The organism is Pseudomonas sp. Irchel 3A5, from assembly GCF_900187575.1.
GTDB lineage: Bacteria > Pseudomonadota > Gammaproteobacteria > Pseudomonadales > Pseudomonadaceae > Aquipseudomonas > Aquipseudomonas folii.
Map to the genome: position 1 here is coordinate 221847 of NZ_FYDU01000006.1, position 12281 is coordinate 234127.

General features: G+C 54.9%; 10 protein-coding genes. 6 read left to right on the forward strand and 4 right to left on the reverse strand.

Annotation, left to right across the window (positions count from 1 at the left end; genetic code table 11):
* Position 1 precedes the first annotated feature (1 nt).
* From pseC to pseI, 5 genes are read left to right on the forward strand one after another with little or no spacing between them, the layout of a single operon-like run.
* Positions 2-1162 carry a UDP-4-amino-4,6-dideoxy-N-acetyl-beta-L-altrosamine transaminase gene (pseC, locus tag CKW31_RS11985; RefSeq protein WP_095094792.1) on the forward strand — a complete coding sequence of 387 codons (1161 nt, stop codon included), beginning with the start codon at positions 2-4 and terminating at the stop codon, positions 1160-1162.
* The gene (gene pseF, locus CKW31_RS11990) at positions 1159-1860 is read left to right on the forward strand and encodes a pseudaminic acid cytidylyltransferase (protein ID WP_095094793.1); all 702 of its coding nucleotides are present in this window, start codon (positions 1159-1161) and stop codon (positions 1858-1860) included. The genes pseC and pseF overlap by 4 nt, the downstream gene beginning before the upstream one ends.
* Positions 1818-2975 (forward strand): UDP-2,4-diacetamido-2,4,6-trideoxy-beta-L-altropyranose hydrolase, encoded by a 1158-nt coding sequence (pseG, locus tag CKW31_RS11995; protein ID WP_371856728.1) that lies wholly within the window; start codon positions 1818-1820, stop codon positions 2973-2975. The genes pseF and pseG overlap by 43 nt, the downstream gene beginning before the upstream one ends.
* A complete protein-coding gene (gene pseH / locus CKW31_RS12000; RefSeq protein WP_256582579.1) occupies positions 2972-3529 on the forward strand; it encodes a UDP-4-amino-4,6-dideoxy-N-acetyl-beta-L-altrosamine N-acetyltransferase in 558 nt (185 codons plus the stop codon). Before pseG ends, pseH begins: the two co-directional genes overlap by 4 nt.
* Entirely contained in the window at positions 3526-4584 is a 1059-nt protein-coding gene (gene pseI, locus CKW31_RS12005; RefSeq protein WP_095094799.1) for a pseudaminic acid synthase, read from the forward strand. The genes pseH and pseI overlap by 4 nt, the downstream gene beginning before the upstream one ends.
* Before the next feature lie 94 nt (positions 4585-4678).
* Here the strand turns inward: pseI and CKW31_RS12010 are convergent, their stop codons facing one another.
* The 4 genes from CKW31_RS12010 to CKW31_RS12025 all read right to left on the reverse strand — a co-directional run bounded on the left by CKW31_RS12010 (position 4679) and on the right by CKW31_RS12025 (position 11039).
* A complete protein-coding gene (locus CKW31_RS12010) occupies positions 4679-6673 on the reverse strand; it encodes a nucleoside-diphosphate sugar epimerase/dehydratase (RefSeq protein WP_095095181.1) in 1995 nt (664 codons plus the stop codon).
* A 241-nt stretch (positions 6674-6914) separates the two neighbouring features.
* Positions 6915-8909 (reverse strand): nucleoside-diphosphate sugar epimerase/dehydratase, encoded by a 1995-nt coding sequence (locus CKW31_RS12015; protein WP_095095184.1) that lies wholly within the window; start codon positions 8907-8909, stop codon positions 6915-6917.
* A gap of 91 nt (positions 8910-9000) precedes the next feature.
* A complete protein-coding gene (locus tag CKW31_RS12020) occupies positions 9001-10035 on the reverse strand; it encodes a glycosyltransferase family 4 protein (protein ID WP_095094801.1) in 1035 nt (344 codons plus the stop codon).
* A 47-nt stretch (positions 10036-10082) separates the two neighbouring features.
* On the reverse strand, positions 10083-11039 hold the full coding sequence (locus tag CKW31_RS12025) for an NAD-dependent epimerase/dehydratase family protein (RefSeq protein ID WP_095094803.1): 957 nt from the start codon (positions 11037-11039) through the stop codon (positions 10083-10085).
* Positions 11040-11366: 327 nt separating this feature from the next.
* Between CKW31_RS12025 and CKW31_RS12030 the strand changes: the two genes are divergently transcribed.
* Complete coding sequence (locus tag CKW31_RS12030; RefSeq protein WP_095095187.1) at positions 11367-12191, forward strand: 2OG-Fe(II) oxygenase; 825 nt, start codon at positions 11367-11369, stop codon at positions 12189-12191.
* The last annotated feature ends 90 nt before the right edge of the window (positions 12192-12281 follow it).

Below are 12281 nucleotides of genomic sequence, written 5' to 3' on the forward strand. Positions count from 1 at the left end.
TATGATTCCCTATGGCCGCCAGGACATTACCCAGGCCGATATTGACGCAGTGGTGGGCGTTTTACAGTCCGACTTTCTGACCCAGGGGCCGATGGTCCCGCGGTTTGAGGGCCTGATTGCCAACTACTGCGGCGCCAGACATGCGCTCGCAGTCAACAGTGCGACGTCCGCGCTGCACATTGCCTGTCTTGCGCTGGGGCTTGGGCCCGGCGATCTGTTGTGGACGACACCGGTCACGTTCGTCGCTTCTGCCAACTGCGGACTGTATTGCGGTGCGCAGGTTGATTTCGTGGACATCGATCCGCGCACTTACAACCTTGACGTCGTAGCGCTTGAGCATAAGTTGCTGCAAGCTCAACGAACCGGGCAGCTGCCGAAGGTATTGGTTGCGGTACATCTCTGCGGCCAGCCTTGTGACATGGAACGCATCCATGCACTGTCGCAGCAATTCGGGTTTCGGGTCATAGAAGATGCATCCCATGCCATTGGCGGCAAGTACCAGGGTCTACCCATTGGTAACTGCCAATATAGCGATATCACGGTTTTCAGCTTTCACCCGGTAAAGATCATTACCACCGCAGAAGGCGGGATGGTCACCACCAATGATGCGCAACTGGCCCGGAAGTTGGCATTGCTGCGCAGCCATGGCATTACCCGCGATCCGGAGCAAATGACCCACGACGCCGATGGCCCGTGGTACTACCAACAAATCGATCTCGGCTTTAATTATCGGATGACGGAGTTGCAGGCGGCGTTGGGAGTCAGCCAGATGGACCGGCTTGATGATTACGTTGCGCGGCGACACCAGTTGGCAGCACGTTATCAAGAGCTGCTGGCTCACTTGCCGATCACCCTCCCATGGCAGCACCCGGAAGGCTACTCAGGCCTGCACTTGTTCGTCATCCGCCTGCAGCTCGACAAACTGGCGGTGACGCATCGCCAAGTGTTCGAATCCATGCGTGCTCAGGGTATCGGTGTAAACCTGCATTACATTCCGGTGCACACGCAGCCGTACTTCCAGCAAATGGGTTTTGCCCCTGACGCCTTTCCGGAAAGCCAGCAATACTATCGCGAAGCCCTCAGTATTCCGATGTTCCAGACCATGACCCTCAACCAGCAGGATGAGGTTGTCGCGGCCCTGAGCAAGGCGCTCATCCCATGAAACTGGCGGTGATCCCTGCTCGCGGCGGCAGCAAGCGCATAACCCGCAAGAACATCAAGATGTTTTGCGGTAAGCCAATAATTGCCTGGTCAATCGAGGCAGCACTTCAGAGTGGCTGCTTTGATCGCGTAGTCGTCTCCACCGACGATGAAGAGATCGCGGAAGTGGCGCGCGAATACGGCGCAACCACGCCGTTCATGCGCCCGGATACCTTGTCGGACGATTACACCGGCACCATCCCGGTGGTGGCCCACGCCGTGCAGTGGCATCTGGATAGCGGGATTGCCGCCACGCATGTGTGCTGCGTCTATGCGACGGCGCCTTTCGTCAGGGCTGAGGATCTGCAGGCAGGTCTGAATGTGCTGGAAGAGACCGGCAGTGATTATGCGTTCTCAGTCACCAGCTACCCCTTCCCTATCCAGCGCGCCATACGCCTTGATGAAGCTGATCGCGTAAGCATGTTCAGCCCGGAACATTTCAATACCCGCTCGCAGGAACTGGAAGAGGCTTTTCACGACGCAGGCCAATTCTATTGGGGCAAGGCTAGTGCCTGGCTGCAAGGCAAAATCATGTTCAGTCGGTATTCGGCAGCCGTAAAGCTGGCCCGACACCGTGTGCAGGACATCGATACCCTTGATGACTGGGTACGTGCGGAATGGATGTTCAAGGCGATGAATGCTGCGGATGCGGCAAAGTGAAGCCGATGAGGGTCGTTTTCAGGGTCGATGCCTCACTTGAGATGGGCAGCGGTCATGTCATGCGCTGCCTCACATTGGCTCATGCCCTCACGGAAAGAGGCTCCGTCTGTGAGTTTTTATGCAGAGAGCACCCTGGCAACCTGATTGGGTTTATCCGAAATCAAGGGTTTGCGGTCCTCAGTCTGGGAGCGCCTTGCGCCGACATATCGGCTTATTCCAGCGCTCAATATCTGCAATGGTTGGGGGCCACTCAGGAAAGTGATGCATCAACTTGCGAACGGGTTCTTGGTGATCATCAATATGACTGGATGATCGTAGATCACTACGGGATCGACTATCGCTGGCAAGAACTATTGGGATCTCATTACTCAAGGTTGGCTGTGATCGATGACCTGGCCACTCGCAGCCACTGCTGCGATGTGCTGCTGGACCAGACTTACGGACGCCCCGAGTCTGACTATCAGAGACTAGTGCCTGAGGGATGCGAAATACTGACTGGCAGTGAATACGCCCTGCTTCGCCCTGACTTTTCAAGGCTGCGAGAAATGTCACTCGAGCGGCGTAAAAACAGCGGACTGAAACGTATTCTGATCAGTCTCGGTGGAGTAGACAGCAACAATGTCACGGAGCGGGTTCTGGATGGCTTGTGCGAAAGCCCGCTCCCCAGGGATTCTGAGATAGTGGTAGTGATGGGGACGACTGCGCCGTGGCTGGATGCTGTTCGCCAACGGGCAGCGCGCATGCCCTGGAGCACCAGTGTCCTTGAGAACGTTTCGGATATGGCAAGTCAGATGTGCGCTGCCGATCTGGCCATAGGCGCTGCTGGATCTACGTCCTGGGAACGATGCTGTCTTGGCTTGCCTACGCTGATGTTGATATTGGCCGATAACCAACGATATGCCGCATCGTTGCTGTCATCTGCGGGTGCGGTTCACGTGCTGTCTTCTGAAGAAGCACTTGGTGATCAATTATCGCAGTGCATCGAGCGTGCGCTCAGTGACCCTGGTTTTCTGAATAATATGACCACCGCCTCTTCAGGGATTACCGACGGTGCAGGAGCAAACAGGGTCAGCAGTGTTCTGGAGCGATTGGCGGGTATGGAGATGGCGCAGTGAGCAGCTTGGGGTTGTTAAGAGCTATCCGTGAGGACGAACTTGAGCGCGTGCTGACGTGGCGTAACGCTAAAAGCGTTCGGCGCAATATGTACTCCAGGCACGTTATTTCCCCCTCCGAACACAGGGAGTGGTGGAACTCGCTTCAGGGGCGAACGGACCGACGTTACTTCATGTATGAGTGCTCGGGCGTTGCACTCGGCGTGGTGGGCTTTAGCGATCTTGACAAGGTTGATGCCGTGGGCACATGGGCGTTTTATGCCGATCCGGAATCGCCAAAAGGAACGGGCAGTAAAATGGAGTTTCTGGCATTAGATATGGCCTTTGGCAAACTCGCCCTGCACAAGCTGCGATGCGAAGTGCTGGAATTCAATTATGCCGTGCTCAAGCTGCATCAGAAATTCGGATTCACGATTGAAGAGGTGCCGCCCAAGCAGCATCTGTACGAGGGTGAGCAAGTGGGCATCGTTCAGTTCGGTTTGTTGTCGTCAGAGTGGCAGGAAAAACGTCCGGCCATTCTGGATAAGCTGGTCAAGGTGTTTGGGGAAAGATCATGAGTCCATCGATATCCATAGCAGGCCGTACCATTGGTGTGGAGTCGTCTCCCTATATCATTGCCGAGCTTTCCGCCAATCATAATGGCAAGCTGGAAACCGCACTGAAAATCATTGAAGCAGCCAAGCTGGCTGGCGCTGATGCTGTCAAGTTACAGACCTATACGGCTGATACCATCACCCTTGATAGCGATGCCGATGAATTCAAAATTCACGGTGGATTGTGGGACGGTGAGACTCTGCATGGGCTGTATCTTCGCGCCCAGATGCCTTGGGAGTGGCACGCCCCGCTGTTCGAGCATGCCCGTAAAGTAGGCATCACGCTGTTCAGCTCGCCGTTCGATTCAACGGCTGTGGATTTGCTTGAGGACCTCGACGCGCCGGCTTACAAGATCGCTTCATTTGAAGCTGTAGATCTGCCGCTGATCAAATACGTCGCCAGCACCGGCAAACCCATGATCATTTCCACCGGAATGGCGGATGAGCAGGAGATTGCCGAAGCCATTGACGCAGCGCGTGCTGGCGGCTGTAAAGAACTCGCGATTCTGCACTGTGTCAGTGGTTATCCAGCGCCTGCGGAAGACTACAACCTGCGTACCCTCCCCGACATGATGAAACACTTTGGACTGGTAACCGGTCTCTCGGACCATACCCTCGATAACACCACCGCCATTACCAGTGTTGCGCTGGGCGCATCCATCATCGAGAAGCACTTCACCCTCGACCGCAGTGGCGGTGGTCCGGACGACAGCTTCTCACTGGAACCCCATGAGTTGAAGGCATTGTGTCGGGACAGTAAAACGGCCTGGGCCGCGTTAGGTCGTGTGGACTATGGCCGTAAAGCCAGCGAGCAAGGGAACGTGAAGTTTCGTCGCTCGTTGTATTTCGTGAAAGATCTCAAGGCCGGCGAGATGATCAGTGCAGATGCTGTACGCAGCGTGCGGCCGGGCTTTGGGATGGCACCGAAGTATCTGGATCAGGTGATTGGTTCGTTGGCCGCAACGGATATCGCCATGAATACCCCGGTACGAGCCGAGAATGTGAAGCTCAAACAGTGATCGCTTTTGCAGACGCTTCAGACGGGTCGGGTGAGTCGCGATACAACCGCATGCCTTTGTACTGACAAAGTCATGCGCTCACCGGACTGATCACTCAAGGATTTCGGTGTCGCTGCTGATAACTCCAATCCACGATTTCGCCGTCAGGAGCGTACCCGTTCACCGTTTCCATGAGTATTTTCCTGACCCGCGTATAGTCATCTTCCGCAACGGCAACGAGCAACTGGTCCAGGTAACCCTTCATTCTTTCCCATGAAAGATAATCTTCATTAGCACTCATGATCATTGGATGCTGCGTGGAGACAACGTTATCGCCAATAAGTAACTCTTCGTAAAGTTTCTCACCGGGGCGCAAACCCGTGAACTCGATGGAAATATCACCGTGGGGATTCTTTTCGGACCGAATGCTCAGGCCGGACAGATGCACCATCTTTTCCGCCAGGTCGACAATTTTGACCGGCTCGCCCATGTCCAGCACAAAGACGTCACCGCCCATGCCCATCGAGCCAGCTTGAATCACCAGTTGCGCAGCTTCAGGAATGGTCATGAAGTACCGGGTGATTTTCGGGTGAGTAACAGTAAGCGGACCGCCCGACTGAATCTGTTTATGGAATAGCGGTATAACAGATCCGGACGAGCCCAGCACATTGCCAAACCGAACCATGATGAATCGGGTCTTGTTGACCTGACGAATATTTGAGGTGTCACCAAACATGACCGGTGAAACCTCTCGACTCAACGCTTGCAGCGTCAGCTCGGCAAGACGCTTTGTTCCTCCCATGACATTGGTAGGACGCACAGCCTTGTCAGTCGAAATCAGCACGAAGTTGGCCACTCCGGCCTGAAGCGCGGCTTGAGCCGTATTAACCGTGCCCAGCACATTGTTGATCACACCTTCGGCAATATTGTGTTCAACCATCGGGACATGTTTATACGCAGCCGCATGGTAAACCGTGGTCACATTCCAGGTTTTCATCGTGTCGTATAGTTTGGATTGGCTGCGCACCGATCCAAGAATCGGCAGCAGCTTCACCGGCAACGTCTTGCTTTGAACAAAGGCCTCTAACTCGGAAAAAATCGTGTAGAGATTAAACTCGCTATGATCGAACAGCAGAAGAGTCGTGGGTTCCAGTAATACGATCTGGCGGCACAGTTCCGAACCAATTGATCCTCCAGCCCCTGTGACCAGAACCGTCTGCCTCTTGATGCAGCGCTCCAGCAGGTGATCCTGAGCAGGCACCGGGTCACGCCCCAGAAGGTCAGCAATATCCACTTCCTGAAGATCATCGACTTTTACTCGCCCCGCCGCCAGATCCATGAACCCTGGAACGCTCCTGACGTGCAGAGGGAAGCCTTCGAGAAATCCTAGAATTTCACGCCGACGCCCACGTGTGGAAGATGGAATGGCGAGCAGGATTTCCTGAGCCCCGGTCATTTCCATCATTCGCTGAATATGTTGAGGCTTGTAAACCTGGAGCCCGGAGATAATTCGATTGGTGATGGACGCGTCATCATCGATGAAGGCTACGGGGCGCATGAGACGTCCCATTCTTAAAGCCGCCACTAACTGATTGCCCGCTGAACCCGCACCGTAGATAGCAACTTTGAGAATGCCATCTTCCCGATTAGCGAACGGTACATGCTGCGACGCTGCAAACCAGTCGCCGAGAAAGTACTGGCGCATGGCAAGACGTAAACCGCCGATCATGACCAGACTCAACCACCAGTAGTTGAACATGATGGACCGTGGAACCAGCGGCTTATGATTGCTGTAGACATAAACCAGGCAGCCGAGAATCAACGCAGAGAGGCTGACCGCTTTGATGATAGCGATGAGGGCATCATTACCGAAGTAACGCATGACAGCCCGGTAAAGGCCCATTCGAATGAAAAGCGGGATGGCGACAATAGGAGCGCTGATGAACAGCCAGGTGTGTGATTGCAGGGGGTTAATCAAATCGTCGGCGCCCAGCCGGACGAAGAACGCCATCCACAGCGCGGCCCACACCAGAACAATATCAGTGGCTACCTGAATGATTCGTTTTTGACGGCGAGGCAGCGCTAACAAGAACGCCCTAAGTTTTTCCATGATTCCTTCAGTCCCCTTGATCAGCATCCTGGGTCATCTACGCAACCTGCAGAACATCAGGCGAGGATGAAGTCATGACGAGTTATCTCAAAAACAATGCAACAACGCCATCGATTATAGAGCCACGCCGTTAAATTTCATGTTGAGACAAGACTACTTGTTCAGCTGTTCGGCAAATGATCCAGGCATAGCCTAAAGCCATGTTTGTCGATAATCCAATACACGCGCCAACGCGTGGCACTTATTGGGGATCAGCACGCGTCTCAAGGTAGTTCCAGTCAACAATGTCTCCCTCTGGGGCGTAACCCACAACCATCTCGCCTAATACGCGCCTTACATCGGGATAGTCATCTCTGGAAACAGCATCCAGCAGCAACTCCAGTTGCTCCTTGAGCTGGCTCCAGGGCAAGAAATCTTCCTGAGCACTCATGATCATGGGGTGGCGTGTCGAGACGACGTTATCGCCGATCAACAACTCTTCATAGAGCTTTTCACCCGGCCGCAATCCGGTGAACTCGATAGCGATATCACCGTGAGGGTTTCGCTCGGATCGAATACTGAGCCCGGACAGATTGATCATTCGCTCGGCCAGTTCGATGATCTTCACCGGGGCGCCCATGTCCAGCACGAAGACGTCCCCGCCTCGCCCCATGGAGCCTGCCTGTATCACCAACTGAGCGGCTTCAGGGATAGTCATGAAATAGCGGGTAATGGCCGGGTGCGTCACGGTCAACGGACCACCACTCTTGATCTGTTGATGAAACAGTGGAATGACTGAACCTGACGAGCCAAGCACGTTACCGAAGCGCACCATCGTAAATCGTGTCTTATTGACCTGGGAAACATTGCTGCTGCCACGAAACAGCACAGGCGCAACTTCACGACTGAGTGCCTGCAGGACCATTTCCGCAAGCCGCTTGGTACTGCCCATAACGTTGGTCGGACGCACAGCCTTGTCAGTAGAGATCAACACAAAGTTGGTGACCCCGGCCTGCAAGGCAGCCTGTGCCGTATGCAACGTGCCCATGACATTGTTGAGCACGCCTTCGGCGATGTTGTGCTCAACCATAGGCACATGTTTATACGCTGCGGCGTGGTAAACCGTGTCCACGCCCCACGTGTGCATGACATCGACCATTTTGCCGAAGTAACGAACCGAGCCGAGAATGGGCAGCACTTCAACGTCCAGCGAGCCCCTTTGAACCTGCTGTTCCAACTCGCCGAGTATCGTGTAAAGGTTGAACTCGCCGTGATCCAGCAGCAGAAGTTTGGTGGGCTTGAGCATCAGGATCTGGCGACACAACTCAGAGCCGATTGAGCCGCCGGCCCCGGTGACCATCACGACTTTGCCAGTGATGCAGTGCTCCAGCAGATCGTCCTGCGCAGGCACCGAATCACGACCGAGCAAATCTGCGATGTCGACTTCCTGGATGTCATCCACCTTAACCCGGCCACTGGCCAAGTCCGCGAGGGCTGGAACACTACGTACGTGAAGCGCATAGCCTTCCAGATACTCGAGAATCTCACGACGCCGCACTCGGGTGGTTGATGGCAAGGCCAAGAGGACCTCTCCAGCGCCTGTAGCGTCGATCATCTGCTGAATGTGCCGGGGTTTATAAACCTGCAACCCTGCAATAGTGCGTTTGGTGATCGTTTCATCGTCGTCGATAAACGCCACGGGACGCATGGAGCGCCCCATGCGCAACGCTGCGACCAACTGGTTACCCGCCGAACCCGCGCCATAGATCGCAACTTTAGGCAGAGCATCATTGCGTGAAGCAAAAGGCACATGCTGGGCTGCCATGAACCAGTCGCCCATGAAGTACTGACGCATGAACAGGCGTAGACCGCCCACCATGACCAGGCTCAACCACCAGTAATTGAACACGATGGAGCGCGGGACGATTATCTTGTGGTCGCTGTACCAGTACACAAAAAAGCCTACCAGCAACGCCGAAAGGGTTACTGCCTTGCATATGGTAATGAGCGCATCATTGCCAAAAAAGCGCATCACCGCTCTGTACATGCCAAAGCGTATGAAGATGGGAATGGTCAGTAAGGGGGTCGCAATAAAAAGCCACAAATGCGCGGTGAGGGCCGAATAAGCAACCTCAAGCCCGAGCCGCACAAAAAAAGCGAGAGCGAGGGCCGCCCAGATAATGGCGACGTCGGCACCGACTTGCAGCATTCGTTTGTTTTGGCGCGAAAGACCGAGCATTCGCGAGCGCAACGACATTTTCATCCCTCAACCACACTAAATCCATACGCTATTGTACGGACTGTCGTTGGACAGCGCTTAGTTGAAAACGACCTTTGTAGCATTTTTATTACAGACGGTTGGCATCACTCGATTCAAGCCCCCCCGCCCCTAGCACTAAAGCCAGTACCAACAACGGTACATATGCAATGACCAACAGGGTAGCGCCATCAAATCCCCAGACGCCTGTCGCCATGGCCAGCGGGAGCAGCCAGAGCACGTTGATAGCCATCACCCCCAAGGTAACCGGCAGATGCCGACCAAAACGACGTGACGCAAACTGGTAGGCATGGGAGCGATGCGCTTCGTATACCTTGTCACCGCGTACGAGGCGGCGAATGAGTGTTGCCGTTGCATCGACAATGAATACGCCCAGCAAAATCAGCCAGCTCCATAACAAGGACGGCTCAGCCCATGCGGCTTGCAGCGAAAGCAGCCCGACGATGACGCCGAGAAAGCCGCTACCGGCATCGCCCATGAAAATACGCGCAGGTGGGAAATTCCAGAACAGAAAGCCTGCCACGGCAGCAGCCAGCAACAGCGGTGAAGCGATCAATGACCCATGACCTGAAAGTACATAGATCAGACAGGCGCCCAGGCAAACGCAAATCGCCTCGACACTGGCGATGCCGTCGATGCCATCCATGAAGTTATAAAGGTTGAGCATCCAGACCAGATAGAACAACGTCAGGACATGCCCTACCCAACCGAGGTCGAACGTGGCGCCGAACAGGCTGAACGGTGGCAGGCCGCCCAACCAGTAAAGCCCCCAGACAGCAGCACCGAAATGCCCAAGCAACCGCCAGCGCGCCGCAATGTGGCCGTGGTCATCGAGGAAACCCAGAATTGCAACGGCCAGGCCGGCACCGCCCAAGGCCAGCGTTGCATGCCAGGCCCCGGGGCTTTCAATCTGCATAACCAGCAGCGCCAATAGAAAGCTCAGGACAATGGCGACGCCCCCGCCCCGAGGCGTGGGCAAACTATGGGAGCTTCGCGCGTTGGGAATGTCCATGAGGCTACGTGCCAATGCGTAACGCCGTAATACCCAGGTAAGCCCCGCCGATAACAAAACGATCGCAGGCACCCACCAGAAACTCAAGTCCATCAAACGCTTACATCCTTCGAAAAATGGCCATTCTATACGGTTCGGACTCAAGAACGGGACTGCAGCCATTGCCTGGCACTGTCGCGCAATGCATCGGCCGTACCAATCTCGGGCTGCCACCCCAACAAGTGACGTGCCTTACTGGCGTCTACCTGCAACGACCCGCACAGTTGCTGGCCCAGCCCTTTGCGGCCAAGCAAAGCAAGACCGCTACGCAATGCGGAGACCGGAACAGGAAGAAGCTTTGCGCGATGCCCCATGCCCTGCGCCAGAAACTCAACCAATTGGGTCGTCGAAACATCCTGCCCATCGGCGATCACAAACGTCTCATTGGCAGCCGCCGGATGCGTAAGACAAAGCTCAAGAAACCCCACCAGATTTTGCAGCGCGATCATGCTCCGGGCATTGCGAATGCGGCCCAGGGGCAGCGGAAACCGCTTGCCAACAAGTCCCAACAGGCGGGCGAAGTTACCGGGCGCATGAGCCGCGTAGACCAGCGGCGGACGAACTATTACCAATTCCATGGATTGCCCTGCCACCAGATCACGCAATGCCAGCTCGGCTTCAAGCTTCGACTGGGCATAAGCCTGCTGCGGGTCCGGAGTGGAAAGCTCAGTGAAAGGCTGACCCAGTGGGGTTTCAGGACCGTTAACACCAATGGAACTGATGAATACAAATCGTCGAACACCCGCGTCCATTGCCTGACGGGCCAAGGCCAAACTGCCTTCGACGTTGACCTTGCGAAATTGCTCAAGCGGATCCGCTTCTTGCTCGCGCAGAACGTGCGCTCTGCCTGCGGTGTGAACAACCACGTCACAATGGGTTAGCGCGGCAGCCCAATTGGTGTTGCGATCGATACTGGCGACTTGTATCCAGCCTTCAGCGCCGTTATCTGCGCGACGTGATGTACCGCGCACCGCCGCGCCTTGGTTACACAGGTAATCGAACAGAGCTCGGCCAATGAAACCGGTGGCGCCAGTGATTAGGTAAACGAGAGATTTCAAGGTAAGCCCGGTGACTGTATGAGTATTTTCAACAACAAAAGCACCTACCTGCGCAGGGGAAATTGGCTGTCAATGAAGTACTCAGAATACACAGCGTATCCGTAAAAAACTTCTATCTGTTTGGCCTGCCGGTTAACATTGGCCACATCACGCCAAAGACAGCGTTGGCACAAGCCGCGGTGATTAGTTAAAGGACCGTTCAAGGCAAGCCCCGCAGAGGGAATCGTGGACGCGACGACCATCTAATCCGACTGACGAAGACGGAGATGTCGACCTCTTCGAACCTTAGGGTAGTGCCCTGAATTCATGATGCGCATGGGAGTACTGATGGAAGTTGCGGAAATAGCAGAGATCATAGTCAAACGACTGGACAGCCTCAGCGATAAAATTCAGCTGCAATGGGATAATCCTGAAGGCACGCCCACGCGTCATTTTGTTGTTGATGACCTTCTGCCGAAGGAGACGGTGCAAGCTATTTATGCAGCCTTCCCACGCAATACCGAAGCTTTTCTGGATCGCGCGACTTTTCGCGAACAGAAGAAGACGCTGACGGATCTTTCCCAGCTCCCGCCGATTCTCGCGGCAATCACCTACGCAATGCAGCATCCGTCGGTCGTTTCAAAAGTCGCGGAGCTGACCCGATTCGAGCACATCGAGCCTGACCCGAGCCTTTACGCGGGCGGGTTGTCCATGATGTTCAAAGGCGGCTTTCTGAACCCGCACATTGACAACAGCCATGGCGCAGATCGTGACCTGTACCGACGCCTCAACCTTCTCTACTACGTAACCCCAGACTGGGCAATGGAAAACGGTGGGAATTTTGAGCTGTGGGACGAAAACGTGAAAACGCCTAAGACCATCGTATCGGCCTGCAACCGAATGGTGGTCATGGAAACCAACAAAGCGTCCTGGCATTCCGTCAGCGGGGTCGTCACGGACGACGTGCGCTGCTGCGTCTCGAACTACTATTTTTCCAAACAATCGCCAGACCACACTGACTATTTTCACGTCACCTCGTTCAGTGGCAGACCGGAAGAAACAGGACGACGCGTACTGGGCTTCTTCGACAACAGACTGCGTAACTTTGTCGCCAAGACACTGCGTATTGGTCGTAACCGCTCACTTGTGAACAAACAACCGTTAAAGAAGTGACAGATAGCGCGTAGGAAAAGGCGAATGTAGGGGTAGGAAAGTGATGAAAATTGATCGAGCTCAGCCTTAGTCGGTATCGCAAGGATAATA

What these genes read in the sequence shown, in the direction of transcription:
- pseI (WP_095094799.1), top strand. Translation starts at nt 3,526, where the DNA reads ATGAGTCCATCGATATCCATAGCAGGCCGTACCATTGGTGTGGAGTCG.
- CKW31_RS12030 (WP_095095187.1), top strand. Translation starts at nt 11,367, where the DNA reads ATGGAAGTTGCGGAAATAGCAGAGATCATAGTCAAACGACTGGACAGC.
- CKW31_RS12020 (WP_095094801.1), bottom strand. Translation starts at nt 10,035, where the DNA reads ATGGACTTGAGTTTCTGGTGGGTGCCTGCGATCGTTTTGTTATCGGCG.
- pseC (WP_095094792.1), top strand. Translation starts at nt 2, where the DNA reads ATGATTCCCTATGGCCGCCAGGACATTACCCAGGCCGATATTGACGCA.
- pseF (WP_095094793.1), top strand. Translation starts at nt 1,159, where the DNA reads ATGAAACTGGCGGTGATCCCTGCTCGCGGCGGCAGCAAGCGCATAACC.
- CKW31_RS12015 (WP_095095184.1), bottom strand. Translation starts at nt 8,909, where the DNA reads ATGTCGTTGCGCTCGCGAATGCTCGGTCTTTCGCGCCAAAACAAACGA.
- CKW31_RS12010 (WP_095095181.1), bottom strand. Translation starts at nt 6,673, where the DNA reads ATGGAAAAACTTAGGGCGTTCTTGTTAGCGCTGCCTCGCCGTCAAAAA.
- pseG (WP_371856728.1), top strand. Translation starts at nt 1,818, where the DNA reads ATGGATGTTCAAGGCGATGAATGCTGCGGATGCGGCAAAGTGAAGCCG.